General features: G+C 31.9%; 21 protein-coding genes and 4 pseudogenes. 5 read left to right on the top strand and 20 right to left on the bottom strand.

Going from position 1 to position 26,924, the window contains the following annotated elements; all coding sequences use genetic code 11:
* Positions 1-79 precede the first annotated feature (79 nt).
* Both DT250_RS18420 and DT250_RS18415 read left to right on the top strand, forming a co-directional pair.
* A pseudogene (locus DT250_RS18420) lies at positions 80-945 on the top strand (ABC transporter ATP-binding protein).
* Positions 935-1,582, top strand: a complete 648-nt coding sequence (locus tag DT250_RS18415; protein ID WP_149213501.1) for an ABC-2 transporter permease — start codon at positions 935-937, stop codon at positions 1,580-1,582. The pseudogene DT250_RS18420 and the gene DT250_RS18415 overlap by 11 nt, the downstream one beginning before the upstream one ends.
* Positions 1,583-1,927: 345 nt before the next feature.
* Here DT250_RS18415 and rfbD read toward each other — a convergent pair whose 3' ends face one another.
* From rfbD to DT250_RS18335, 16 genes are all read right to left on the bottom strand, one after another.
* Positions 1,928-2,776: a dTDP-4-dehydrorhamnose reductase gene (gene rfbD, locus DT250_RS18410; RefSeq protein ID WP_149213500.1), complete on the bottom strand. Its 849-nt coding sequence runs from the start codon at positions 2,774-2,776 to the stop codon at positions 1,928-1,930.
* A gap of 45 nt (positions 2,777-2,821) precedes the next feature.
* Positions 2,822-3,778 carry a dTDP-glucose 4,6-dehydratase gene (gene rfbB / locus DT250_RS18405; RefSeq protein ID WP_098082756.1) on the bottom strand — a complete coding sequence of 319 codons (957 nt, stop codon included), beginning with the start codon at positions 3,776-3,778 and terminating at the stop codon, positions 2,822-2,824.
* The gene (gene rfbC / locus DT250_RS18400; protein ID WP_149213499.1) at positions 3,775-4,341 is read right to left on the bottom strand and encodes a dTDP-4-dehydrorhamnose 3,5-epimerase; all 567 of its coding nucleotides are present in this window, start codon (positions 4,339-4,341) and stop codon (positions 3,775-3,777) included. Before rfbC ends, rfbB begins: the two co-directional genes overlap by 4 nt.
* 25 nt (positions 4,342-4,366) lie before the next feature.
* Positions 4,367-5,233, bottom strand: a complete 867-nt coding sequence (rfbA, locus tag DT250_RS18395; RefSeq protein ID WP_098210630.1) for a glucose-1-phosphate thymidylyltransferase RfbA — start codon at positions 5,231-5,233, stop codon at positions 4,367-4,369.
* A 124-nt stretch (positions 5,234-5,357) separates the two neighbouring features.
* Positions 5,358-7,814 (bottom strand): beta-ketoacyl-[acyl-carrier-protein] synthase family protein, encoded by a 2,457-nt coding sequence (locus DT250_RS18390; protein ID WP_149213498.1) that lies wholly within the window; start codon positions 7,812-7,814, stop codon positions 5,358-5,360.
* Between the two features lie 12 nt (positions 7,815-7,826).
* A complete protein-coding gene (locus DT250_RS18385) occupies positions 7,827-8,870 on the bottom strand; it encodes an aminomethyltransferase family protein (RefSeq protein ID WP_149213497.1) in 1,044 nt (347 codons plus the stop codon).
* Positions 8,863-10,167 carry a DUF6365 family protein gene (locus DT250_RS18380; protein ID WP_097891166.1) on the bottom strand — a complete coding sequence of 435 codons (1,305 nt, stop codon included), beginning with the start codon at positions 10,165-10,167 and terminating at the stop codon, positions 8,863-8,865. The genes DT250_RS18385 and DT250_RS18380 overlap by 8 nt, the downstream gene beginning before the upstream one ends.
* Positions 10,164-13,280, bottom strand: a complete 3,117-nt coding sequence (locus tag DT250_RS18375; protein WP_149213496.1) for a GNAT family N-acetyltransferase — start codon at positions 13,278-13,280, stop codon at positions 10,164-10,166. The genes DT250_RS18380 and DT250_RS18375 overlap by 4 nt, the downstream gene beginning before the upstream one ends.
* Positions 13,277-13,762 carry a 3-hydroxyacyl-ACP dehydratase FabZ gene (gene fabZ / locus DT250_RS18370; RefSeq protein ID WP_001247960.1) on the bottom strand — a complete coding sequence of 162 codons (486 nt, stop codon included), beginning with the start codon at positions 13,760-13,762 and terminating at the stop codon, positions 13,277-13,279. The genes DT250_RS18375 and fabZ overlap by 4 nt, the downstream gene beginning before the upstream one ends.
* Entirely contained in the window at positions 13,759-14,055 is a 297-nt protein-coding gene (locus tag DT250_RS18365; RefSeq protein WP_000495740.1) for an acyl carrier protein, read from the bottom strand. The genes fabZ and DT250_RS18365 overlap by 4 nt, the downstream gene beginning before the upstream one ends.
* Before the next feature lie 55 nt (positions 14,056-14,110).
* Positions 14,111-14,857: a 3-oxoacyl-[acyl-carrier-protein] reductase gene (gene fabG, locus DT250_RS18360; protein ID WP_000481738.1), complete on the bottom strand. Its 747-nt coding sequence runs from the start codon at positions 14,855-14,857 to the stop codon at positions 14,111-14,113.
* Positions 14,850-15,800, bottom strand: coding sequence for an ACP S-malonyltransferase (locus tag DT250_RS18355; RefSeq protein ID WP_000627584.1), 951 nt, complete (start codon positions 15,798-15,800; stop codon positions 14,850-14,852). The genes fabG and DT250_RS18355 overlap by 8 nt, the downstream gene beginning before the upstream one ends.
* Positions 15,797-16,216, bottom strand: a complete 420-nt coding sequence (locus tag DT250_RS18350) for an acyl-CoA thioesterase (RefSeq protein WP_000281617.1) — start codon at positions 16,214-16,216, stop codon at positions 15,797-15,799. Before DT250_RS18350 ends, DT250_RS18355 begins: the two co-directional genes overlap by 4 nt.
* A 9-nt stretch (positions 16,217-16,225) precedes the next feature.
* On the bottom strand, positions 16,226-17,383 hold the full coding sequence (locus DT250_RS18345; protein WP_098133439.1) for an ABC transporter permease: 1,158 nt from the start codon (positions 17,381-17,383) through the stop codon (positions 16,226-16,228).
* A 19-nt stretch (positions 17,384-17,402) separates the two neighbouring features.
* Positions 17,403-18,350 carry an ABC transporter ATP-binding protein gene (locus DT250_RS18340; protein ID WP_097891174.1) on the bottom strand — a complete coding sequence of 316 codons (948 nt, stop codon included), beginning with the start codon at positions 18,348-18,350 and terminating at the stop codon, positions 17,403-17,405.
* A gap of 34 nt (positions 18,351-18,384) precedes the next feature.
* The gene (locus DT250_RS18335; protein WP_098133441.1) at positions 18,385-19,407 is read right to left on the bottom strand and encodes a glycosyltransferase WbsX family protein; all 1,023 of its coding nucleotides are present in this window, start codon (positions 19,405-19,407) and stop codon (positions 18,385-18,387) included.
* Positions 19,408-19,669: 262 nt separating this feature from the next.
* Between DT250_RS18335 and DT250_RS18330 the strand changes: the two genes are divergently transcribed.
* On the top strand, positions 19,670-20,716 hold the full coding sequence (locus DT250_RS18330) for a Fic family protein (RefSeq protein ID WP_097891178.1): 1,047 nt from the start codon (positions 19,670-19,672) through the stop codon (positions 20,714-20,716).
* A gap of 153 nt (positions 20,717-20,869) precedes the next feature.
* Here the strand turns inward: DT250_RS18330 and tnpB are convergent.
* Both tnpB and DT250_RS18315 read right to left on the bottom strand, forming a co-directional pair.
* Positions 20,870-21,984: pseudogene (tnpB, locus tag DT250_RS18325) on the bottom strand (IS200/IS605 family element RNA-guided endonuclease TnpB).
* 255 nt (positions 21,985-22,239) lie between these two features.
* Positions 22,240-23,217, bottom strand: coding sequence for a hypothetical protein (locus DT250_RS18315; RefSeq protein WP_000622369.1), 978 nt, complete (start codon positions 23,215-23,217; stop codon positions 22,240-22,242).
* Between the two features lie 349 nt (positions 23,218-23,566).
* Between DT250_RS18315 and DT250_RS18310 the strand changes: the two genes are divergently transcribed.
* The gene (locus DT250_RS18310) at positions 23,567-24,727 is read left to right on the top strand and encodes a tyrosine-type recombinase/integrase (RefSeq protein WP_149213494.1); all 1,161 of its coding nucleotides are present in this window, start codon (positions 23,567-23,569) and stop codon (positions 24,725-24,727) included.
* Positions 24,728-24,953: 226 nt separating this feature from the next.
* Here DT250_RS18310 and DT250_RS18305 read toward each other — a convergent pair whose 3' ends face one another.
* On the bottom strand, positions 24,954-25,205 hold the full coding sequence (locus DT250_RS18305) for a SunI/YnzG family protein (protein ID WP_149213493.1): 252 nt from the start codon (positions 25,203-25,205) through the stop codon (positions 24,954-24,956).
* A 304-nt stretch (positions 25,206-25,509) separates the two neighbouring features.
* Here DT250_RS18305 and DT250_RS18300 point away from each other — a divergent pair.
* Positions 25,510-26,045, top strand: a pseudogene (locus tag DT250_RS18300) (helix-turn-helix domain-containing protein); the annotation flags it as partial.
* Positions 26,046-26,100: 55 nt separating this feature from the next.
* On the opposite strand, the pseudogene DT250_RS18295 reads toward DT250_RS18300, so the two are convergent.
* Positions 26,101-26,763, bottom strand: a pseudogene (locus DT250_RS18295) (IS6 family transposase).
* Positions 26,764-26,924: the final 161 nt, after the last annotated feature.

Genomic DNA, 26,924 nt, shown 5'->3' with positions numbered 1-26,924 from the left:
TTAACGTTTTTAATTAATATAGAGTTTGACCTGTTTGTAATCTTTTATGCTTTTTGTAAATGAAGGAGGAGAATAAAAAATGAATGTTATGTTAGAAGTAAATAATTTAAATAAATGTTACGAAAATTTCTCGTTAAAAGATGTTACTTTTAGAATTAATAACGACTGTATAACAGGATTTATCGGTACCAATGGTTCTGGGAAAACCACTACAATTAAAGCAATCCTTGGTCTAATTTTAAAAGATTCTGGAAAAATTAATTTTTTAGGAAACGATATGGATAAGCATGAAAGAAAGTCCAAAAACAAAATTGGTATTGTGCTAGATGAGGGATATTTTTATGATGAATTAACATTGAAAGAAGTGAAAAATATCATTGCTCCTTCCTATACTGATTGGGATGAACCCGTTTTTCAAGATTACATTAAACAGTTTAATTTAAATCTAAAACAGAAAATTTCTACCTTATCCAAAGGGATGCGAATGAAATTTGCAGTTGCTTTGGCTCTATCTCATCACGCAGATCTATTACTAATGGATGAACCAACAAGTGGCTTGGATCCATTAGTACGAAGTGAATTAATGGATATTCTCCTTAATTTTATGAAAGAACCAGGGAAAAGCGTATTTTTCCCACTCATATTACCTCTGATCTAGATAAAATTGCTGATATGATTATTTTAATTGATGACGGAAAAATTTTAGTTAATGATGAAAAAGATATGTTAATAGACTCGCATGCATGGGTAAAGGGCAGTAATCGCTTCATTAATGAGCAAACAAAAAACCTTTTTTAAAATTTGCATCAAACTCACTACGAATTCGAAGGAATTACTAATAAAAAAGATGACGTACGTCGACTCATGCCTGATGTATTAATGGAAAGACCAACTATTGAGGATATTATGCTTTCATATATTGGGGGGGATAGCTATGCTAATTAACTTAGTAATGAAAGACTTTATGTTAGTCAAAAAATATTTTCTAATTTTACTCGTTTTTGCTGCAATTGCTCCTATATATCTTTCTACACAATTGCAATTAAATGATGGCGGCCTTGTTAGCTTTCTTTTAACAGTGATTTTGATGGAATATATTCTGTTCGGAACAGTATCCAAATTTGAGGATCAGTACAAGGGAGCTGCTTTACTTTGTGCAACTCCATATACACGAAGCGCATTTGTAAAAGCGAAGTATCTTTTTCTTTTTGTAATTTTTATTTGTGCATCCATTATCCGTGTAATTATATCGGTCATCGCACCATCAGGTATAGAAAACCTAAGCACTAGTGCTCTTGGAATAACGTTTCTAACTCTAAGTATTTTATTTGGGATACTCCTTCCTGTTCAATTTAAATTTGGTTATGATAAAACAAAAATCATATTACTTTTAACTGCCTTTTTAATACCTTTTGTTGCTCCTACTCTTATACGGGGTCTACAATCAAGTCACATCAATTTTAAAATTATCTTTCCATTCTCACCAACTGTCCTAACATGGATGCCTTGTATTATCTCAATTGTTATTGGTCTTATATCAATGCTACTATCTCTGAAAATATATGCAAAGAAAGATTTATAATTTAAATTCCCTCCGTGATGAACTTATTTTATACTATAAAAAGCTTTTATATCGAAGTAAGCAAAATTTTAAAGTTCACTAGATTGGAACATTTATTTGAATGTTAATATGCTAAAATAGTAAATGTACCGTTAATCTTTCAGCGAATGTATAATGGCTTTTGTTACGATTTAATGTATAGTTGTAAAATAAAAAACCACTACTTTAAGTAGTGGTTTTTTATTTGTAGTGGTTTTTTATTTTACAGTTCATACTTTATAAACGACAAATTTCTAAAAAATTCAACTGCAACTTACCAAAAAATAAAGCTATATTTACTGGCTAAATTTATATAAATTAAAATGATTATCTACTATTAAATTGTTCCTTATACTTTTTTAATGCTTCTTTCCAATGTCTTAATGGTTTTAATCCATTCAGGATAATGCAATCTTTGCTTAGCACTGAATATTTAGGTCTATTGGCTATTTGCGGGAGGTCTTCCGTCGTTAAGGGAATTATATTGATGTCTTTATTGAAGTCTTTAAAAAATTCAACTGCAAACTCATGCCATGAACATATTCCTTCGTTTGTCACATGATATAATCCGTATTGATCCGTCTCTATTAACTCTGTAATAAAATTTGCTAAATCTAGTACATAGGTAGGTGAACCAAACTGGTCAGATACCACGCGGACTTCACCGTATAGATTTGCTATTTTTCTTATCTTAGCGATAAAGTGACCGTCTCCCTTTCCAAATATCCACGAAGTTCTAATAATAAAATGGTTATTCGTGTATTTTGTTACTAAATGTTCTCCAGCCAATTTTGTTTCTCCATATATATTTAATGGATTAGGACGATCCACAAGATTGTATGGTGTATGTTTTTCGCCATCAAACACATAATCCGTACTAATATATACAAATTTACATTTTATTCTTCCTGCGGCTTGAGCAATATATTTTGTACCTAATACATTTACTTCATATGCCAAACCTTTATCTTTCTCTGCCCCATCTACATTTGTAAATGCTGCACAGTGTACAATTACATCTGGCTTTACTCTGTCAATATAAGAGTAAACCCTTATTTTATTTGTAATATCTAACGTGGTTCGATTCACACCATATAGCTCATGATGTGTTCTGCTGAGTACTTGCATTAAAGTTTGTCCTAGTTGTCCATCTACTCCCGTTATCAGTATCTTCATTTTAAAATTCCTCGTTTAACTTATGTAATTTTTAGTTAATAAAATTCATTCCCACCACGTACGGTTATCTATATACCACTTAATTGTTTGAGTGAGCCCATCATCAAATAGATAGTGTGGTGTCCAACCTAATTCTTCTTTCAACTTAGTAGCATCCATGGCATAACGTCGATCATGTCCTAAGCGATCTGAGATAAATGTAATTTGCGATTGATCTTTATTTAGGAATTTGAGTATTTTTTGTACAATATCTAGATTAGTATATTCATTATTTCCTCCGATATTATAGATGTGCCCATCTGCTCCACCATGCAGAACTAAATCAATAGCTACACAGTGATCCTCTACATGAAGCCAATCTCTTATATGTAATCCATCACCGTATAGAGGAATATTTTTATTATTTAACGCATGCGTTATTGTTAATGGTATTAATTTTTCCGTGAACTGATAGGGACCATAATTATTGGAACAACGAGTTATATTCATAGGTAAACCGAATGTCTCATGATACGCTCGTACCATTAAGTCTGCACTAGCTTTACTTGCACTATAAGGACTATTAGGAGCTATTAGTGTATGCTCTGTAAACGCACCTGTTTGAGATAATGTCCCATATACTTCATCTGTAGAAATTTGTACAAACTTTTTCACTTTTGTTTTATATGCTGAGTGTAATAAGGCTTGTGTACCTAATATGTTAGTTTGGACAAAGATATGGGGAGTTTTAATACTTCTATCAACATGAGATTCTGCTGCGAAATTTAATACATAATCAAATTTCTCTTTTTTAAATAGCTTATCTATGAATATTTCATTTGAAATATCTCCTTTGATGAATTTATAATTTTGATTTAGTGATATTTCCTTTAAATTAGATAAATTCCCTGCATATGTTAATAAATCTACATTTACAATTTGGTATTGAGGATATTTCTTTAACATATACCGAATAAAATTATTACCAATAAATCCTGCCCCACCCGTTATTAATAATTTCAATTACAATCATCTCCATAAACAAAGTTGATATTAGTATCTTTTAAACTAGGTAGTTTTCTATCTTTTTCTGATAAAATTGGTTGATTAGTTGGCCAAAAAATCCCTATCGTTTCATCATTCCATTGAATTCCGCCTTCATGGTTAGGTGAATAATACTCATCTACTTTATACTGGACAATAGTATTAGGTTCTGTAGTACAAAAACCATGTGCAAACCCTTTAGGAACGGTAAGTAGACGGTTATTATACTCACTTAAAATTGTTCCGAACCATTGCCCATACGTTGGAGATCCCTTTCGGATATCTACTACTACATCGTAAATAGAACCAGAAATGCAGCTCACTACCTTCATTTGGGCTTTAGGATTCAACTGATAATGCAGCCCACGTATCGTGCCTGTGTGAACAGATAATGATTGATTATCTTGTACAAAGTCTCCCTGTAAATCTAAAAATTCAAATTTTTTCTTATTACATGTTTCTATGAAGTAACCACGTTTGTCACTGCATTTATCAAGCTCTATAATAAAAACACCATCTAATGCTGTATGAATTTTACGCATTCTTCTCTCTCCATTCATTTAAATGCTATTGATGGGCAACACTTAGTAAATATCGGCTGTATTGATTTTCCTTTACCGAATTTGCTATTTTTAATAGTTGTTGCTTAGTTATATATTTCTTTTTAAATGCAATTTCTTCTAAACAAGCTACTTTTAAACTCTGTCTTTTCTCAATTGTTTCTATAAATTGTGCTGCTTCTAATAATGATTCGTGTGTACCTGTATCCAGCCATGCATAGCCTCTTCCCAATAATTCAACTTCTAATTCTCCCATTTCAAGATATTCTTTGTTTATATCTGTTATCTCTAATTCCCCACGATTAGATGGTTTAATGTTTTTTGCTATTTCTATTACACGTTTATCATAAAAATACAGGCCAGTTACTGCATAGTTTGATTTTGGTTCCTTTGGCTTTTCCATGATATCAATTACATGCTTTTTAGAATCAAACTCTACTACCCCAAAGCGCTCTGGATCATTGACATAATAACCAAAAACTGTAGCTCCCCTAGTCTTCTTAACAGCCTTTTCTAGTAATTCTGTTAGTCCATGACCATAAAAGATATTATCGCCAAGAATTAAAGCTACATTATCATTTCCAATAAATTCCTCAGCTATAATAAATGCTTGTGCTATACCTTCTGGATAAGGCTGAACAGTATATGAAAGAGTAATTCCATATTTTGAACCATCACCTAACATTTGCTCAAATTTATTAATATCTTGTGGCGTTGAAATAATTAGTATCTCTCTGATACCCGCCAACATTAGTACTGATAAAGGATAATAAATCATGGGTTTATCATAGATAGGTAATAATTGCTTCGATACAATTTGGGTAAGGGGGTACAATCTAGTACCGCTCCCACCTGCAAGAATGATACCTTTCATGGCATTGTGCTCCTTCATAGTTTTTCTGATATGCTCAAATAAGAGCTTAAGCTTTAAAAACTATATAGCTTATTTTGCAGGAGACCGATACATACTTAATAAAAGTGGCCTCCTACATAAATAATTAATTTAAATATTTTCCTATTACAACAGAATTATAATTACCACCATAAGAATATGTACTAATTAAAGCATTGCTCACTAGAGCCTTACGAGGATTTTCTGTGACGAGATCTATTCTGCCTCTATGACCCTTTACATTTTGCGTAGCTGGTATTTCACCATCAAATGCACATATTACACTAATGAGAGAAAGAAGGCCTGCAGTTGCATGGGTTTCCCCAAAGATAGATTTTGTAGCACTAACAGGAGCCCCGATACCAAATATACGTTCTATAACTCTCTCTTCAATACGGTCAAAATATGTATGACCATTGGCGGCTGCACAAATATATTCTATCTCTTCTGGAGAAATCATTGCCTCTTTCATTGCTAAACGCATGGATTCCTCCCATGCCTTTCCTAGATGATTTAAGTCCCCTATTTTACTGTCATCAGATGTTAATCCAAAACCTTTAATTTCAGCTAAAATATTACCATTTCTTTTTAACGCTGCCTCCTCACTTTCTACAATAAAAGCAACGCTCCCTTCACCAAGTATGGTACCACTACTATTACAATCAAAAGGCCTTATATTCTCAGTTGTTAAGTATCTTTTTATTTTTGAGTGTCCCTCTATTATTGGATTATTTACTTCATCTGCCGTTACCACAATAAATGTGTCATAATCACTAGATTGAATCATGGCATGGGCATAGTATAGTGCACTAATACCAGAAACCCCACCACATGAAATAGTTGAAGTAGGCCCTTTTATTTTAAAGTTTAATGAAATATGTCCAGCTGCTGCGTTCATAACTGTGTTTGGAAATAATTTAGCATTGGCGGCCTTAACACCCTCCTGGATAATAATCCGGTTAAATGATTCTACCGTTCCTACTGGTCCTGTACCAGTAGCAAAAATAATTCCTATCTTGTCCCTATTATTTTTATCTATCTTTAAGTTCCCGTTTTCTATAGCCATTTTCACTGACAATACTGCATGTTTGCTAATTGAATCCATCTTCCTTAATAAATTAGGATGTATTAGCCTTCGATAGTTTTGTTCTGGTATTTTCCCGGCTTGTATGCACTTAGGATTGTCATTCCACTGTTTAATCTTTGAGATACCACTCTTTCCCTTAAACATACAATCTTTAATTTCCTGAGGGTTTGAAGAATTCCCAGCAAGTCCCCCTACACCAGTAATTACGACTTTTTTTTCTTTAATTAGCGTTTCCTTTTCCTCTGATAACTCGTGATTCTCATTGTACTTACAGAATAAAATACTTGCATTGTTTCCACCGAAAGCAAATGAATTTGATAGTACATAACTCAAATCACTTACCCTACCTATGTTAGGTACAAAATCTAGATTAAACTTTTGACTTTCAACTTCAAAGTTTATAGTTGGAGGTAAATATCCATGTTGAATAGCAAGAATACTTGTTACTGCTTCCGCCGCCCCTGCGGCTCCTAACATATGTCCTATCATTGATTTAGTTGAAGAAACTGGTGTCTTATTTTCAGTAATTAATGTACGAATTGCTTTTGGCTCTGATACATCATTTGCGGGTGTACCTGTTCCATGTCCATTGATATAGCTTACTTCCTTAGCATCTATATTGGCTTTCTTTAAAGCACCTCGCATGGATCTCAAAGCACCTTCCCCGCCCGGATCTGGTGCCGTCTGATGATATGCATCTGAAGATAAATCGTAATCCACTACTTCAGCTAGGATATTTGCACCTCTTTCAACCGCATGATCTAAGGATTCCAAAACAAGAATAGCTGCACCTTCTCCGATTACCACGCCATTACTCTTGCTATAGGGCGATGGTGGCGTTGGTGCTAGTGCTTGTAAACTATTAAAACCACTCATTGACAATTTAGATAAGGGATCTACACCACCGGTTATCATGATATCTGCTTTGTTATTTCGAATTGTATCCAGCGCAAATCCAATTGAATTTGTACCAGCGGCACATGCATTCGAAATAATCATTTTTGGCCCTTTTATTTTTAAGTCTCGCGTAATATTGTCACAGGGCGTATGGATTGGATACTTAAAAAGTAACGTTTCATCTGCTTTTTCAATTCCATCTTTAATCCACTGATTATGAAATTCTTCCCCGCTCAACATGCCTCCTAAAGATGTGCCTAATGATATTCCAATTCGGTATGGATTAAAGTTTTCTATTTTTAATTTTGCGTTTTCTACCGCTTCTCTTGCCGCCATGACACCTAATTTTCCACAGCGATCCATATCCTTTATTTCATCCTTAAAGAAGTAATCATCTACCTGAAGGTTTTCAATCTCTCCACCATAATCTGTTACCATTTCAGCCATATCGATATTTTGGATTACTTTAATACCAGATTTCCCAGATTTAATATTATCCCAAAATTCTTTTACACTATTTCCGTTTGAACAAATAATTCCCATGCCAGTTACGACGATTCGTTGATTATTCATGTTCATATGCCATCACCTTTACAGTATTTTGATTGACCATGATTTAGGTAGAATATATGGTGAGGACTGAGTATGTGCCCCATACAAAGCATTTTCTTTATTTTTCACATAAAATCCAATTCCTGAAACAGCAAATGGTTCCTCTAATAAAGCAATTCCGAGTCTCCTGTTTAAGACAGGACTTTCTTTAAGTTCAATAACTTTACCAATTAATTGTTCCTCTATAAAAATTTCATCATTAACTGTAATTTTGCTCTCTATTCCTGTCGTGAATCCTACAATTCTTTTATTTACTCCAGCTTCCGATTGCTGTTCTAAGGATTCTCTTCCATAAAATTCGTCTTTATAAAAATCAATAAACCATTCTAAACCAGCTTCAAAAATATTTAGTTCTTCTAAATGTTTGAATTCAAAATATGGATGTCGAATTTCTAACATTAGCGTCTCTAATGTTTCCCAATCTACTTTCTTCAATTTAATATCTTCTTCTTTAAAAGAATTTACAGTTTCTAATACTATTGGCTCTAGGCATTTTTCAAACAATAATTGATAACCATACTCTGCTGTAACACCTGTTCTTGCTAATAGAAATTCTTTACCAAATAATTGATTTATCACAAATGATTGAAATGGCAGTGATGATATTTCGAAGTCTAAAAACTTTTGAGCTAATTTCCATGCATACGGACCTTCAAATCCAAGTTGAGAATGTGTTTGACTTATATCTATAATCTCAACACCGCTTGGTTTTTGGTTTTGCAACCAGGCTAGTACCATTTCTTTTTTATGCGGTGTAGTAATAACTGTAAGAGAATCCTCATTTTTAAACAGATTAATAATATCAATTACAGTCCCATCTTCTTGTAATAACAAAGTAAAGAGTGTTGTTTCTTCTTCCATAAATATAATATCCTTCGTAACTAGACGATCTAGGAACTCTACATGGTCCTCACCTTTCACCACAATTCTTCCTGTTGCTGATAAATCTATTACACCAATTCCGTTACGTACTGCATCATATGCTTCATTAGTTTCTTCTTGTACATTAATTTGATTACTCATGATTAAGCGCCCCCAATTCTCTCTTTATCACATCTTTAATTGTCGGTAGATTACATACATTATTTATATACAGTTGTTGCATTTTCTTTAATTTATCAATCTCCGTTTTGCTATACAGCATATTAAATATGGTTTGACTAGTTTCTTTTAAATCAAACATTTCACAAGTATGCACACATTTAAAATAATCATTTTGCTCCATCAATGGTGCTAATTCTTTATGCCATCCATTTGGAAATACAAGAAATGGATAAAGTCCATTAGGTATTATATAATTCCATTTTTCTATAATGCTTCTTAAGGTAGGATTATGGCTATCTCTTTGAGTCTTTAATTCTTCATATTCCATATGGTTTACCAGACTAATTACAGGTATTTTTCCAAATACCGCTTTTCCCATTGAGCAGGATGTAATATTATCGGTGATAAATAAATCACATGATAATATTAGTTGCTCATATTCTTCCAAATGAAGAAATGGTAGTGAAACAAATTCTATTTTTCCTCCATTTTTCATAGAAACAAATTTGGTCTCATCTGAAACCCCAATTAATTTAATACATGTATCGCTTGGAAAGTCCTGAAGGTATAGGCTTAATAGTTCTTGTAATATATATTCATAACTAAACCTTGCATCATTGTACTGTTTCTTCTCCATGAGCCTCATTTTTACTAATAGGTTGGCCCATGATGATTTCGCAATCATAATTAATTTATCTTGTTCCCTACAACCTAGTTGTGTTCTTATTTTCATTCTTATTTCTTCATCTATTTGTAAAGCTTCTTTATACAACTTGACAGAAACAATCTTCTTATTATCTTGTTTATGACTATTCACTGGACACGTTCTAATTAGCTTAAATTGAGACGGGATTTTAGGCAGTTCAATCACTGACCTTTTCTTTAAGCTATTGTAGTTTGCATTTTTAAATAGTTTATTTTCTAATAATCTGTCCTCACTACCCCAAGCTAAAGAATCAATAGAGAAGCAAGGTATGTGTAGGTTTAATAGATAATCAAGATCAATAATTGGAGACTCTAAAAATAAATTATGGTAATCAGCTAAAACAATTGCATCAGGCTGAAAAGAATTAATTATCTGTTTAATAACCTCTTTTTGTTTTAGCCCCTTTGTTAGTGATGTAACATTGGCTACAGATTTACTGGCATACCATGAGAATTTTTCGCTTGTTAAAAAATAAACTTCCCCATCTTTTTGAATTTGTTTAGCTAGACATAAGGCATTATGCAACTCACCAATGCTAAAATGACTAGGTGCAATAAACAATACTTTCATGTCTTATTCCCCTCTACTAAAATTTGCGAAAAGTATTCACTATCAAGTAAAGTTTCTCCAACTGCAATATTAAAGCGAATATCTCCATCATTAAATTCATTCTGATTACCATATATTCCGATTTGTATCCCTTTTTTGGGCCATTCGTATATAAAACATTTTGTACTATGTGATAATGCTAAAATAGATACAAATAACCCATTAGATAATTCAAGAATTACCTTATTATCTAAATAAATCTTTCTTTGTTTGCCATTTGGTATTAACGTGTTTTGCTCTCCATTCTGCCAATAATACATCTTTTTAATTTTTGTTTTTCCTTTTTTCTCCCAGAATAAGTGAAAGACACTAGTTTTTATTTTATCTTTCTGTAGGCTTTTCAATTGCATTTGTAAAACAGGTAGATCATATACAGTTGTATATTTAACTTTCCACTCATCAGATTGACAGAAAATCTGATTAATAAATTCCTTATATGTATTTTCCGTTGCTACTACTGAATGATTACTTTTATTGAGATATATTGAATTAATGCTCAAATCTTTCCTACAATCTGGAGTATAAGAGTTAGCTGTTGGTATCATTACACCGGGTAAAAAATTATAAGAACTTAATACTGAGTTTTCTTTTAAAATCTCTTTATCTTTATACATAAATTCTGTTATTTTACTACTTTGGTTTACTTTAATCTTTAAATTTAGTACATTATTTTGAACTAGATATTCTTGTTTTTTTTCGCTATATGTTAATTTATTTCTTCCTTTAAGGAAAAGATATATTTTTTTAGTTATCGCATTTCTATTTAATTCATCTTGATACGTAAGTACGGCATAATGTGCTTTTGACCAATTAACCTTTCCACTAAATTCAAAATTAAAATTGCTTATAGATTCTATGTCTTGTATAAACAATTGTTGTTCGTAAGATGTCTGAGGGAAAAACAATGTTAATTTCCCCTTTAATATGGAAGAAAATAAGTTTTTTAGACTTCCATGAATATTAAATTCCCCGTTTTCATTTATAATATGAAATTGGTCAGTCTCAATTGAGTACGGAATCTTATTAGATATGAATTTGGATGTAGGACTAGTAATATCGTTATAGATTTCTTCCACTTCATCTTTGCTATCATGGGAACATAAAGTATAATAGTGCGTTTTTTTTATACATTTTTCTTTATCATTCCGTTTAAATATTACCGCTGGCATCCATCTTAATCCAAATAGGATACGCTCTACATTTCCTTTCCATATAAATCCAATATTAATATTTTGCGATTCAAACAATGTATAATTTCGCTCATACATGTTTGGATGACTAGGTAGATCAAATTGATTTACAAATTCATAGTCATGTAGTGCATATGGATACTCACCATATACCATAGGTTTAGAAACTAGCCCACTCTTTAGTGGTACCGTCATTTTCGCATCATATAACATGCACCAAGGATATATTTTTATATATTTTCCTTCCTGTGCGAAATCATTTATTTGAACTATCTTATCTGACAAAAAACAAATGCTTCTCTTTAATCTTGTGGCCTCATGAATAATTTCAAAACATGAATCAGATGTTATTTCCCATGACAGCTCATTTACTTTCGGTTCTTTTACTGCATTTAAAAATGGATAATCTAGATCTGGCCATGCTTCTTTTGCCAATAATTGCTGCTTTCTAAGGTCATATATATATAAACAACCAGTACTTTTACTTATTTGTACGGTTATATACATATTTTCTAGAACTAAGTATTCTTTTGTTTCATAAACATGATTTTTCCCATGCGCATGAATCGGAATTATTGCCTTTAATTCCCCAATATTTTTATTTTGATGACTAACAGTCGAAAATGTCATATTAGTGATACCAATTTTTTTAGGATTCAATACAATAATATGATCCTTTATTTCACCCGGCTCTATGATACAGATTTGGTGTTTTTCTAGCGGTTTGAAATCTAGTATTTTCGAGTTTTCTTGTTGAATAAGTAGTTTGTAAATTAATCTATCTAAAGAATTATTTTTTACATTAACGATACATGCAGATTCTTTTCCATTAATTAACTTAGGATAATTAGCAACATTTACTTCTAACGGATTTGCTATGGTTACTCCAAAATGAACAGATAATTCTAGTTCTTTTGCTTTTAACTTAGTAACAAGCTCTCCCTCTATTTCCTTATTTACTGTTATAACTTCTTCCCACTCGTACTTTTTATTTGGATAAAAAGTTTTCTTTAAATCAATTAAGTAATCTTTCCCTATCTTCGATGAAATACTGGCTTCAAGAGGATTCGGAAAATGGTGTTCATATACATAACAGATGTGAATCTTCTCTCCAACGATTAAATTGTTTCCTTCTAAAATATAACTAGTGAATCGTACTTGTTCTGTTTCTACCTCAGTAATCTTTTCACTTTTTATATCGACCCAACAATTCACATCTTTTGCTCCAAGATTAATAGCATATTTTACAACTTCAATTCCATTTTTTGTTATGGCGTTACTCTGAATAGAACGTAAGGATTTCAATCCCCTAACTGTTTTCCAACCTCTAGATAACCATATATCTTGGTCACTTTTTGAAATAATCGGTTTAAATGCATCTAATAGATAACTAATAACATAAGGTAAATAGCTCCTTAAATTCAAGTAGCCATCATAGTCTATATACGACCTACTTGTTTGATATAACCCCACTCTTTTATAGAGTGCCATGGCTACTTTATCTTCCGGATTCACTTCTGTATCAATATACTTAATATCTTGTTGGATAAGATTTTTAATTGCATAAGCAAATAATTTATCTGGTATATTTCCCGAACGAAATTCTGGATGGATTAAAAAGAATCCTGCCCAGGTTCCATCTGAAACTGCTGCTCTTTGACCTGACAAACTAGAAAATAATAAGGTGGCTATAATTTCATTTTCATATTCAGCAATTAAATATAACTGTATCTTCCGCTCTCGAAATAATTGCTTGATGTCTTGCTTATTTAAGGGATACCCATATTTAATAGGTCCATATTGATATTTATTATAAAAGTGAGCTAACTTTTCACTATCTGCCTCTGTACACTCACGAACTTGAACATCTATACCATGGATCATATTTCCTCAACTCTTTTAGAAACTTGAATACTACCAGTAGCAACTTTCTTTTTATCTACATAAGCCGTGATTTCTACTTGTGAGATTACCCCAAGTGATCTTCCAATTTGGACATGTAATTCTAGCTGGTCTCCTGGTACTACAGGTTTTAAAAATTTCATATTACGTACAGAAACTAAATAACCCACATATGAACTTGGATCTATTTTAGGTGAACATGCGCCATGTGCATCTATTTTTGCTAGTTCTCCTGTAACATAAACAACAGCCGTCATTTGTGCCAAAGCCTCAATAATTAACACTCCAGGCATAATTGATTCATTTGGAAAGTGCCCTTCAAAAAAGGGTTCACTTATTGTTACATTTTTAATACCAATTCCACTCTTTCCTGGCTCAAGTTGAATAACTTTATCTAAGAAAAGGAATGGCCATTTATGCGGTAAGATATTTCGGATTTGATCTGCATTTAATACCGGTCTCACTTCACATCATCCTCCCTATTTTCTTCAATAAAATCAGCAATTTTATTAATGGAACCCAGTACTGCCATATTCTCGTCATACACTGCAACTCCAAATTCCTCTTCAATTGCCAGAAATAGCTCTAATGCATCCAAGGAGTCCACTCCTAAGCCTCTTCCGAATAATGGCTGATCATCAGTAATGAAATGCGGTTCGATTTCTAAATCTAATCTCTCAGTAATAATTTCTTTAATTCTAGTAGTTAATTGTTTTCTTTTTGCAGCAATAATTTTTGTTTCTACATACGTAAACATCTGTTTTCCCCATTTCCTTGTTTAACTCAAAATTCGTCATTTAATCATCTATTGTTTAGCCATTAACTAATCCACCATCCACTGTAAAAACTTTCCCAGTGATATAACTTGCATAATTAGAGGATAAAAATGTTGTTAGATGTGCTACCTCTTTAGGTTCCCCAATTCTGCCAAGTGGCACTAGTTCTAACATCCTTTTTAATGTTTGTTGATCCATTCCTTTTGTCATATCTGTTTGTATAAAACCAGGTGCAACTGCATTAACCCTAATGCCGAATTCCCCACCTTCTAATGCTAATGTCTTGGTTAAAGAAATAACCCCACCTTTTGAAGCAGAGTAATTACATTGCCCCCTTGCACCCGTTATTCCACTTGTCGACGTGATATTTACTATAGAACCTCTTTTCTGTCTCATCATGATTCTTAATGCTTGTCGACAACAAAGAAATGTTCCTTTTAAATTTAAATCAACCACATGATCCCACTTTTCCTCGCTCATCATTGCAGCAAATCCATCATTAATAACTCCTGCATTATTTACTAAAATATCTATTCTTTTTTCCTTTGAGCGTATGTGTTGAAACAATTTATGAATAGAATCTTCATTTGTAATATCTACATGCATAGGAAATGCCTTTCCACCTTTTGCTTCTATAGTGTTGGCTATTTCATTTGCTGATTTTTGATTACTTTGAAACGTAAAGTAAACAGTTAAGCCCTGATTGGCTAGGTCCATTGTTATTGCTTTACCAATGCCTCTTGATCCTCCGATAACTAACGCCACTTCGTTTCCATTAAACATAGACCCGTTCCTCCTTAAATTCTTTCTCTATCATATTAAGACTTCTTTTTAAATACATCGGTGTTTCTGTAGAGGATACAGATATGTTCTGTTTAAAGGAGCGACATAACTTGGTTAACGTATTTCCGGGACCTACTTCTATAAAGTGTTTCGTACCATTATTCAATAAAGTATAGATAGTGTCTTGCCACATAACTGGATCTACACATTGTCTTTTTATATCTTGTAAAATATTGATTCTATCTGTAGTTGGTTTTCCTGAACAGTTTAAAACAATTGGTATTTGGGCACTTTTTAACGAAAATAAATTTAAATACTCCTTAAACTCAAGAACCATTTCTTCCATTAAACGCGAATGAAATGCATGACTAGTTGAGAGTATTTTAGTTTTTATACCGTTTTTTTGATCTAATACCTTTTGAAACCTAAGAATGCTCTTACTCTCTCCAGAAAAAATAACCTGTGTAGGGGAATTATAGGCAGCAATATCAATTTCATATTGTTTAGATTCCTCTATAACTTCAAATAATGTTTGATAAGTATTCGACACAACCCCTAACATGCATCCCTCTCTCTTTACATTACTCATCAGTTGACCACGCTTTCGAACAATGGATAGCGCATCCGAAAATTGTAAAGAACCTACTTCTACTAGGGCAGAAAATTGTCCTAAGCTATGACCGGCCACTTTAGATGGCCTTATACCGTTCAAATGTAAAAGCCTTGATATTCCTGTGCTTACCGTGAGAATAGCTGGTTGTGTAACACTTGTTTCTATTAATTTTTCACTTGGCCCATATAAACATAATTGCTTTAAATCAAAACCAAGCGTATCATTTGCTTCTTCAAATAATGGTACAAATATGTCTGGGTATTTATCTAAATACCCTTTACACATCCCTACTGATTGAGACCCTTGTCCTGGAAAAATAAATGTAATCATATGACACCCCCGCTATTTTCAAATTGAATCTTTTCTAAAATTTCTTCTGGTAATCTACTAATTAATTGATTATTCGACCGTGTTAAAACATGTTTTGAAAATCCTTCCGCTAGCAAAACTCGGCATCTCTTGCGGAATAATTTATAAACAAATTCTATATAAATTTTACTTTCATTCTTAAGATAGGTTTCTACAATTAAGTCGTCTTGAAAACGAGCTGATTTTTTGTAGGTACATCTTATATCAATAATTGGAAAATACAATTTTTCCTGTTTTAAATACTGGTTTATACCAGTCATATCTAGCATTTGAAACCTACCCAGCTCAAACCAATGAAAATAATGAGAATGGTGAGCAATTCCCATAGGATCGCATTCCCCAAAACGAACATTCACCTCATTTTTTACTAAGTACACTTATTTCACCTACTTTTCATAAGAACGTCGAAATTTTTGTATGGAGATTGTTAAAAATAAAATTCCCATACCAATTAATGCAGCTGATGGAATAAGAACAGAGGAGAATTCTTTGTTATATACTAATAAATCGTTAAAGCCTCCCATTGCCCAGGCTGTAATCGTAATATGCGCTAGGTTTTGCATCCATTCAGGCTCTATATAAAGTGGCCACCAAGATCCACCTAAAGCAGACATGGTTAACACGATTAAAATTGAAATACCATTTGCTTGGGATCTTGTTTGACATATAGAGGCTAATAAAATTGCTAGGCTTGAAGCTGCAAATGCAGTACATATCACTAGCAATATAATTCCTAATACACTTTTCCCTAGCCACATTCCAAATACAAAATGTCCTACGCTAAAAAGGACTGCACATTGAACTATAGCTGTTATAAAGCATGAGAGCATCTTTCCAAAAATGATTGATAATGTATTAATAGGTAAAGTAAGAATTTTTCTTAACGTTCCATTCTCTCTCTCTTCTACTAATGCACCTGCAGCTGCAGCAGTACCTAAAAGTACAAACATAACGGCATATCCTGGTACATTAGATTCAAATGGAGTGGGTTTATGTTCATTATCTGATGCTAATTTTTTAAACTCTACTTTCACATTTACTTCCATTTGGGCAGAGGCTTGTTTTACAATCTCTTTAGTCATATCTCTTTGTATTTCTGACACAATTTGAGTTACAGCATTTGAAACAACACTTGGAATAATGCGATCAACTTCATCTTCTATGATGATGACTTTAGCCTCTGTCCCTGAATATACATTTTGTGTGAAATCCTTAGGAATAACGATTGCCGCTTTTTTAGTTTGAACTTCCTTTTTCACCTGTTCTTCTGTATATGCTTTCTTTTTACCATTTCGTTCATAAGTTTCTTCTATCTCAAGGGCAGGGATTTTTTTCAATTCCTCAATAACCCTTTTAGAAAGTTCTCCATTATCATTTACTACTATAGGAATCTTGAATTTTTCTGTCTTACTATCAAATACATTTGATAATGCAAAACTAGCAACTGCAATAACTATAATAGGTGTAATAAATAAATAGATTAGACCAGGGATATCCTTTAAAAGAATAAGTAGATCCTTCTTAGCTATATACCAAGCTTTCATTTTTACCATCTCCTTTCATTTAAGACCTTAAATTTTTCCCAGTTAGATGTAAAAATACATTTTCTAAATTAGAATTTTTAACATTAAATAATTCGATTTTCAAATTATACTTTTGAATTAATTTCATAACTTCTCTTGTAACATTAAAACTATCTACGCATTGAATGATGACTTTTTTATCTACCAAAGTGCAGGACTTCACATCAGCAATCATTTTTGTTTTATGTATAAATTCTTCTGGAATATTTGATATTACAACCTCTAAATAATTTTCCCCATACTTTTTTATTAAATTTTTTGGGGTATCAATATCTAATATTTCACCCTTATCATAAATTGCTACACGATGACATAACATCTCAGCTTCTTCCATATGATGAGTTGTATATATGACAGTGATTCCTAGTTCTTCTACGAGATGGCGAATACAATTAAAAATATGGTTTCTTGATTGTGGATCAATTCCCACTGTTGGTTCGTCTAAGAAAATAACTTTTGGCTTATTTAACAAACCGATCACTAAATTAATTCTTCTTTTCATACCACCTGAAAATGTATCAATTCTCTTATGTGCCCAATCCTCAAGCTGTGCGAATTGCAAAGCTTCTTTTATGCGGCTTTTTTTCCTATTTCCCTTTAATCCATATAAATCGGCATAAAAAGATAAGTTATCATATGCAGTTAAAGTCGGGTATAGCGCTAAATCTTGAGGTACTACACTCACATTTTTTTTTATCTTATTCCGTTCAGTATACAAGTCGTAGTTACATACTGTACCATACCCTTCATCTGGCAGAGTAAGAGTAGATAAAATCGATATAAGTGTTGTCTTTCCAGCTCCATTCGGTCCTAGTAATCCTATAATTTCACCTTTACGGATATCTATGCTTAAATTCTTAATAACTGTATAATCTCCATATGATTTCTTAATGTTTCGAATGGAAATCATAGTATTTATATCAGTCATAATGTTTCCCCCTTCTTCTTGCTGTTACAATTTATTAGAAGTGACTCTTCTTTATCTCCATTAAAGCTTCAAGGTATTTATATCCATACTTTTCATCTGGTTCTAGGTATGTGCCTTCTGCCCACTCATTCCAAGCATTAATAAATAAAAAATCAGTGTTCTTACTATGTTGTAAAAGATACTTCTTAAACTTATCGGGATTAGCCCCTTTCATAATTAAAGCGCTTTCTTTTTTTCTTGAAGAGTTATCCCAATCTACAAAAGCTCCTTTATATATGTTTTTACGTTCTTTAATTTGACGGTTTAATATTCTTTTCCATACAAAATCATAACTTAAGTGAAAATCTTTTTTTTCTTGATGTAGTGAAGTTGTATTACCTATTAGTTTTTTTAAAGTGTACATAGGTTCAAACTCTATAGCAGCATCAAAAGGAAAGTCTGATTTATCTTCAAAAATTGTTAACATTTCTACAAAGTGTATCCCTAGAAACCCTTCAGATTGAGCCCATTCATTCCATAGACTCAACATTTTATTTAGGTTTGGTATAGAAGCTGGTCGGTAAATTACAAATATCGGTTTATCTTTAATATTTAAATAGTTTTTGTTTTTAAAGAATGGCAATAGATAATTAAAGTGTTCTTTCCAATCAGACTCATCCCCATATTCTTGTCGCATTAATACTTCTTGGTCTTTCCCATCCCAAGATCTTGTCCAAGATTCATTTGCCCAACATAAGCAATATGGGAAATCAATTTCCTTGCATTGATTTCTCAATTCTAATGGTTTTTCTAGTAATTTTTTCCCTTTGAACCAATAGTGATAATAGCAAAAACCATCTAAACCATACTGTTTTGCTAAATTTATTTGCCACTTATGTACACCTAAATCTAACAAATTGTAATAATAATCCCTTAATGGAGCCCTAGGCTGATAGTGTCCCAGAAAACGTGGTTTTGCTTTTTTTACATTGGTCCATTCTGTAAAACCCTTTCCCCACCATAAATCGTTTTCAGGTATTTCATGAAATTGTGGTAAGTAAAAAGCAATAGTCTTCATTAGTAAGGACTTCCCCCTTCCCCATATGCAATGACTCACTTATTGATAAAAAGCAATTACACAATATAAAACTCTGCTTTTTAGCATGAAACTATTTAATCTGATGTTAAATCTTGTCACAAAATAAGGCAAAAAGACCCTAATTATTGTAATTTTCACACATAAAAAACTATATTTTTAATTTTTTTTAGAAAATTATTCAAAAAAACACTTTAAATACAGTTAAGTATTGTATAGTTTTATATTATAGGAGGGGAAAAATATGTCGTTTTTTGGCGAAAAATTCACAAATTTATTGGTAAATTTAGATGTAGCAAGCCTAATCGGAAAAATAAAGCAATACCAAGGGAGATTGGAGGTCTATGAGAAGGAATTTCCATGTACATTAGAAAAGTTGCAAATATCTACTCAACTTCAACATACCAAAGATTTTGTCGCAATGTATAAAAACTTAAAAATAACAAATAAAAGGTTAAAAGAATTAATTACATATGATCTGTCGCCAAAAACAATGATTGAAGATGAAATATCTTGTTACGTTGATGCGCTATCACTCATTCATAATAACTATGAAAGGCTTACTATTAATCCAAGTACAATCTTAGAAATACATTTTCAACTTTTTAAATATGCTACTTCGGATAGTGGAACGTGGAGAAAACAGGACATCTTACTTGAAGAACATGAGCAACTTAATTTCTCATTTTATTGCTATCGCCCTTTAACAATTAAAGAAATCCCAGAAGCAGTAAAAAATTTATGTGAAGAATATAATTATTTATTAAATCAAAAAGATATTGATCCACTACTTTTAATTTGTAATTTTGTACTTAATTTTATATGTATTTTTCCTTTTGAATCTGGAAATGGAAGAATGGTACGTCTACTTATATCTTTATTACTATTACAAAGTAAACATTCACTAGTGAAATATATTTCACTAGATAAAATAATAAAAAAATACGAGAGAGATTATTATGATGCCCTATATAAATCTTCAGCAAATTGGCATTTTCAAGAGCACAATGTATCCTTTATATTAAAATGTCTATTACATATTATTCTAGAAGCATATAAAGAACTAGACGTACATATTACAAGTTACCAACTGAAAGGGAACAAAAGCTTTAAAATTAAAGAGTATATATTAAAACAAGAACTCCCTTTTACAAAAGAAGCAATACGGATGGTATTTTCAGATGTTTCACCAAGCACGATCAATAAAGCATTTGCATGTTTACAAGAAGAAAAATTAATTAAACTAATATCAAAAGGCCGTAATGCAGTTTGGACTAAAACAAAAATATAGGGTAATTTTCTAACATTAATGATTAAAACATACATATAAATTTATTTCACATGCACAATAGATATTTTTACATAATACTTGAACTACCCCCACTTTCACTTCGTTTAGAAGTGAGGGATTCCTAAGTAAAGAGTTCTATCGAACTCTAATTGATTAGGCTAACCCCGCAGTCCTTGCGGTTAGAAGCCTTATCGCTTCATTCTTTAGATTGATACTTGCGTTAATATCCCTATCATGGTGTGTACGACAAGAAGGACAGTCCCATTCACGTAGGTTCAGATTTTTAACGTCTTTATTTTGATATCCACAACAAGAACATAATTGGCTGGAAGCAAATGTTTTCGATACGACAATAACTTGTTTGCCATACCATTTTGCTTTATATTCCAACATAGTTCGAAACTGTGACCAAGACACCTCACTAATTGCTTTTGCTAACTTATGATTCTTTAACATATTCGATACTTGCAAATCTTCTATACCGATAACATCGTGGTTTTTGATGATTCCGGTTGAGATTTTGTCCAAGTAATCTTTTCTAGCATTTGATATGTATTCATGAATTCTAGCTACTTTTACTCGTTGTTTATTCCAGCGAGAAGATCCTTTCATTCTTCTAGAAAGAACACGCTGTGCTTTCGCCAGCTTATCTTCTAATGATCGGAAAATCTTTGGATTTTTATAGGGTGTTCCATCTGACAAAATAGCGAAATCTTTTAGTCCTACATCTATTCCAATGTAAGAATGTGTTTTCGGAAGTTCTTGTACTTCTGTTTCAACTAATAGTGACACAAAATATCTGCCAGAAGGGTTTCGTCTAACAGTCGCATTTACAATACGTCCCTCTACTTCGCGACTTTTAGCAAATCGAACAAGGCCTAGTTTCGGCAACTTTATTTTGTTCCCTACAACGGTAATATTTTCATTTGTTTGTTTTGTGGTGTAAGATTGTACGTTGTTCTTCTTAGATTTTAAACGCGGTCCGCTGTTTTGTTTTTTGAAAAAGCGCGTATACGCATCCGCAAGGTTGCGAACAGACGCGCAATACTATCCACTTCTTTTAGCCAAACAAACTCTTTCTTCATGGCAGGAAGTTTGGCAGAGCATGTACCATAGGTCAAGCCTTTTCCTGTCTCTTTGTATGCGTGATCCCATAAGGATAAGAAATGATTGAATACAAAGCGGGAACAACCAATCGTTTTGTTAATTAGAATTGCTTGTGCTTGATTTGGATAAATACGAAACTTATAGGCTTTATTGATCATCATTCCATTCACCTCCATTTCGGTATATAACTATCACACACCAAACGTACATTCGGTAAATAGTGAAGTAACACTTTCTGTATGTCGAACAATTAAGATGGCTTCCTGCCATCCCTTGTTCTAAGCCAATTCATCTCCCACCTACTCACTGGGATAGGACCCTTCACGCTCCTTGAGGAAGGAGTCTTCTTGGCTAAAATGATAAAAGTAAAAGAGAAAATACCTAGATTCAGCTTTAATTTATTAAAAAATTCGTTTTCACTTAAGTAAGTGCTGATTAATCTTGTCTCTAATAGCAATGGCTATAAATTCTTCAATAGAGCTATTTGTTTCATTTGTAATTTCTTTCAAGTATTTGTATTCCTTACTTGTAAGTATGACAGGCTTCGTTACTGTATTACTATCCAAATATACGCTATGATTCATTCTTGGAACAATTTTCCCTTCTATTATATAAGGCGTTAGCTCCTCAATCCATTCCATTTGAATTCCTGGTGGTAATGTAATTAATGATTGACGAATTTCAAAATACCAAAATGTCTCTTCTTCTAAAATCTTTATATTTCTTGGAGATACGTACTGTAATATATTATCGATTATATGAAAAATGTTGTTTCGTAATTGCGCAGATTTAGGAAAACGAAACTTAACAAACCTTTGATGATGACTTCTAGGTTTATCCGACAGTTTATAAGCGGACTCATATCCTGCTTTTAATGCCTCACTAAGTGTCATATTAGTTCCAAATTCATCAAGAACTATAATATCACCACGTTTTGGAATAGAAATAACACGTGCCAATGTATTGCCTTTTACAAACTTTTGAAATAATACTACATTATATTTCTGCGAAAATGTATATATATGATTAGCTTGTTCTACTTGCTGAACAAGTTCACGAACATCCTCCTCCTTCACAAATTTCGTTTGTCGATTACGATGTTCTATTAAAAAATAAACTAACTTTCCTTCTTCTATCCATTTTTCAAGCTGATTCATACTAATATGATACTCTTTACTTGCTTGGTATAAAGTAATCCCCTCAATTTTACGTTCTTCTTTTACTTTTTCTACTTCTTCTCTACTAAATAAAAAACTGCCATCTAAACGCCACGTATCCTTATTGATTGGTGTTAGTTTTCCTTGCTTCATTAAATTATTAAAAATAAAGTGACTTATATCTAAATAATCTTTTACTTCATTTGTAGTCATAGTCATTTCATATGCGCTAATCATTCTAATTCCTCCTCACACCTCGTAATTTACATAATAATATTATGTAAATTAAAATTTATAGTATTTACATTTTAAATAAATTATAACATATATCGATATATATATTAGATTGTAAATTAGAGTAATGTATAATTTAACTTTATTTTTAAATTTAATTTTATAAAATATTAAATTATATAATAAAAACACTATTTTTAAAATTAAATAATAACCATAGAAAATGGGAGATTTTCTATAGTTACTATATACTTATTACTTCATAAAATTTAATTTTAATATGTAATTTAATTTATAATTGCTTACGTTATAATATTTAATATAAAAGGAATTTATAAGGAGTTGAATAACATTGAAATTTGAATTAGATATTGTTCATAGTGAGACTTCTTTAAATAACATAGAGAAACAAAAACAAAATTTCACAAATCTAATTGCATTATGGAACCCTGATTATATAAATGAAGCGGAAGTAAAAAAGGAAAATAACGAAAGAGAAGATTCATATACATATGAAGGATTTTCAGATGAAGAAATACTGTACTACTACTTGAATCGACAAACACATTTTGACCAAGAAAAACGAATCAAGGATGCATCAAGAATCCTATATGCACGTGATTTAAGTCAGTTTTATTTCTTTATTAAACAAAGTGAGGAATTTCTACAGAAAGATGTAAAGGATTATAAATTTGGTCAAGTATGGAGAAACCTTAGGAAACGGCATATCCGTAATTATCAAAAATGGTTATCTCAAGAGGCAATCTCCTATCAGTCAAAAGATAAGTACAAGCCATCTACAGTTAGTAGAAAGCTTGGTATTATTCGTTCATATTTGAAATGGCTATATGAAATCCAATATATTCAGGATCCTCTACATGTTGAGATACTAAGTACAGCTGTAAATAAACAACATAAACCTAAACGCGAGTTATCATATGAGGAAGTAAAACAATTGCTTCATTACTACAAGGATAATGAAATTAATTACGCCTTATTGTCAGTCCTAGCTACTACAGGATTACGTGTTGCAGAAGTCGCACATGCAAAGTGGGATGATCTTGAGTATGACGCTATACGAGGACGATATTATTTAAAGGTTGATACAAAGGGAGATAATGAGCGGATTGTTTCTATTAATAAGGAGATTTTTAATCGGATTGCTGCATTTCGAATGCGGAGAAGATTACCTATAGACATTGGGAATAGAAATGGTGGAACAGTATTTCAAACTAAAAACCATACTGCTTATAGAGAGAATTATTTATCACAATATATTTCTAAAATCATTAAGGATACTCAGCTACCCTTTACAGAGAATATCGGAATTACTCCCCACTTCTTTAGACATTTTTATGTGCAGTACTTGTATGATTACAAGAGATTACCACCTCATGTTATTGCAGCTGCAGTAGGTCATAAAAATGATAGAACTACAAAATTAAATTACCTAAATCAGCGATTGACGAAAGATAATGATGCCGGTAATTTAATTTTAGAAGATGAATTTTAAATTGTTCCTCTATAATTTAATGTTAAATAAGTTAAATATTATTATTTATAGTTATGTATTTTTTATACAATTAAAACCGATTTACCGTCTGTTTATTTTTGCTTTTTCTCATAATCATTCATTAGTTCTTCGCTAAGGTTTCCTATAAATATGTAATATTTTCAGAAACCTTAGCAGGCACTATTATAAAATACTTAGAAAAAATCGCATTCTAACTTATCATCAGTTAGAATGCGATTTTATTTAGAAGCGTTAATTTATTAGTTGTAAATAATATATAATCCAATTTTTTTGTTCTAATAAAGATAGTTTCCGAATGCTTGAACTTATTACCGATTTCCACTGCTTTGTTAGTATTCTTACACGTATTATTATTATTATTAATCTCAATTATATCTTCTAATGGAATACTTATCGTTGCACTTTGCCATATAATGGTTATTTTTTCTGTTGATTTTATAATTTCTATCTCTTTCATATTTCTAGTAACTCCCTAATCTACTTGTATTTATCTATATAATAAATTATATATTTAGAATAGTAACCAGCCAATTTCATATATATTCACTCAGCCATTGTGTAAATAGGTAATTCGAATACAAAGATTCTTAAGCCCATTTACAATCTAGGTGTATATTGCAAACTTTTTTGAGATGAATTTTTGGATAATCTAAATCATGACGTTATTATTCATAATATTAAATTATAAGAAAATATAAATAAAATTAGCCGACTTAATTACGGACAACATATGACTTATTTTAAATATACCTATAGTGACCAAAACCGCTAGAGTAATAGAAATCAATGGAGCAGACGGCAAGATTCTTACATAAGACAAAGAAATTTTCCCTCTATCCAATTATAAGGAGCATGATTACTCCTTTGAACCTTTCCAAAAACAAGCTGTACTTACCAAACGAGGGTATTTATCTTTTTTATTTAAAAACTGCAGCTATTTAATTCCATTACTTATAATCTAATAAATTTATTTTACAAAGAGCTAGGTGTCACAAATATGCGATTGAGTATTTCATCTGATACTTTTAAATTAGAAATTAAACCTTTCGTATTACAAGTTAATCCATTACAGTTTCAAGAAGAGATTAAATACTTACATTCTTATATGAAATCAGGTAAAATCCTTCCACATGTAGAAGGATTTTACTTTAAAAGTAATGTAGAGCCATTAACTTTTCATGCAGATCATGAATTCAAGCAAAAAGTAGTGCAAATGGCAGCGGATGCTGGTATGGGGCAGGAAGAATTCCTATTGCAAGCTGTAAAATCTTATATAAGAGATTTAGAACGGTTCTAGTGCAAATAACGGATACATTCTAAAAAACGATGAGGATTCCTACCAGAATCTTTCTTTACGCTGATAATCCAAATAATTGATGAATGAATTGTTTTTGATTTTGAACAGACTGATCCCGTAAATCAATCTGTTCTTTTTTTATCATATGCATGGCTTTTACTCCTGCAAGAATAAATGTAGCTGTGCGAAAAGATTTAAGTTCTAACATAGAGTGTATACGTTTTTTAATGAAACGATGGTCTTGCTCTACGATGTTATTTAGATATTTTATCTGTCTGATTTGAATGCCTAACGGCATTTTTTTCTCTTTCTTCAACCCGCTGATAGCAATGGGATAGGCGGGATTTTTATCAACTGTGATTGCACGAGGTTTTGAAACATGAAAAGACCGCAAAGCCTTCTTGAAGAATCACTTTTCAGCCTTATGGTTTCTAGATTTACTAAGATAAAAATCAATCGTGTTCCCTTCAGAATTAACGGTACGATATAGGTACATCTATTGTCCTTTTACTTTTATGTACGTTTCATCTACTCTCTAGGAGTCATTCGTTTGTTTGAGATGACGTCGAATTCGCTTATCTAACTCCGGCCAATATTGATGGACCCACCGCATAATCGTTGTATGAGCCAAGGATAGTCCTCTTTCCTCTATCATTTCTACCAAATCACGAAAACGAAGATTGTATCGTAGGTACGAACGTACAATTAACAGAATAATATCTGGCTGAAAGTGCTTTCATTTAAATAAAGTTTTCTTTTTCATACTGATCACACACCCTTTTTTAGAGTAATAGTATCAGTATGTCCAAGATTTACAGATTCATTGCACAAGTGTTATATTTTTAGCCCCAGAACCAAATTAATATTATAGACTTTATT

It is taken from the genome of Bacillus sp. AR2-1, assembly GCF_008368755.1.
GTDB lineage: Bacteria > Bacillota > Bacilli > Bacillales > Bacillaceae_G > Bacillus_A > Bacillus_A wiedmannii.
This window is presented reverse-complemented; position numbering and strand designations above follow the sequence as displayed.

What these genes read in the sequence shown, in the direction of transcription:
- DT250_RS18415 (WP_149213501.1), top strand. Translation starts at nt 935, where the DNA reads ATGCTAATTAACTTAGTAATGAAAGACTTTATGTTAGTCAAAAAATAT.
- rfbD (WP_149213500.1), bottom strand. Translation starts at nt 2,776, where the DNA reads ATGAAGATACTGATAACGGGAGTAGATGGACAACTAGGACAAACTTTA.
- rfbC (WP_149213499.1), bottom strand. Translation starts at nt 4,341, where the DNA reads ATGCGTAAAATTCATACAGCATTAGATGGTGTTTTTATTATAGAGCTT.
- rfbA (WP_098210630.1), bottom strand. Translation starts at nt 5,233, where the DNA reads ATGAAAGGTATCATTCTTGCAGGTGGGAGCGGTACTAGATTGTACCCC.
- DT250_RS18390 (WP_149213498.1), bottom strand. Translation starts at nt 7,814, where the DNA reads ATGAACATGAATAATCAACGAATCGTCGTAACTGGCATGGGAATTATT.
- DT250_RS18385 (WP_149213497.1), bottom strand. Translation starts at nt 8,870, where the DNA reads ATGAGTAATCAAATTAATGTACAAGAAGAAACTAATGAAGCATATGAT.
- DT250_RS18380 (WP_097891166.1), bottom strand. Translation starts at nt 10,167, where the DNA reads ATGAAAGTATTGTTTATTGCACCTAGTCATTTTAGCATTGGTGAGTTG.
- DT250_RS18375 (WP_149213496.1), bottom strand. Translation starts at nt 13,280, where the DNA reads ATGATCCATGGTATAGATGTTCAAGTTCGTGAGTGTACAGAGGCAGAT.
- DT250_RS18365 (WP_000495740.1), bottom strand. Translation starts at nt 14,055, where the DNA reads ATGTTTACGTATGTAGAAACAAAAATTATTGCTGCAAAAAGAAAACAA.
- fabG (WP_000481738.1), bottom strand. Translation starts at nt 14,857, where the DNA reads ATGTTTAATGGAAACGAAGTGGCGTTAGTTATCGGAGGATCAAGAGGC.
- DT250_RS18355 (WP_000627584.1), bottom strand. Translation starts at nt 15,800, where the DNA reads ATGATTACATTTATTTTTCCAGGACAAGGGTCTCAATCAGTAGGGATG.
- DT250_RS18345 (WP_098133439.1), bottom strand. Translation starts at nt 17,383, where the DNA reads ATGAAAGCTTGGTATATAGCTAAGAAGGATCTACTTATTCTTTTAAAG.
- DT250_RS18340 (WP_097891174.1), bottom strand. Translation starts at nt 18,350, where the DNA reads ATGACTGATATAAATACTATGATTTCCATTCGAAACATTAAGAAATCA.
- DT250_RS18335 (WP_098133441.1), bottom strand. Translation starts at nt 19,407, where the DNA reads ATGAAGACTATTGCTTTTTACTTACCACAATTTCATGAAATACCTGAA.
- DT250_RS18330 (WP_097891178.1), top strand. Translation starts at nt 19,670, where the DNA reads ATGTCGTTTTTTGGCGAAAAATTCACAAATTTATTGGTAAATTTAGAT.
- DT250_RS18315 (WP_000622369.1), bottom strand. Translation starts at nt 23,217, where the DNA reads ATGATTAGCGCATATGAAATGACTATGACTACAAATGAAGTAAAAGAT.
- DT250_RS18305 (WP_149213493.1), bottom strand. Translation starts at nt 25,205, where the DNA reads ATGAAAGAGATAGAAATTATAAAATCAACAGAAAAAATAACCATTATA.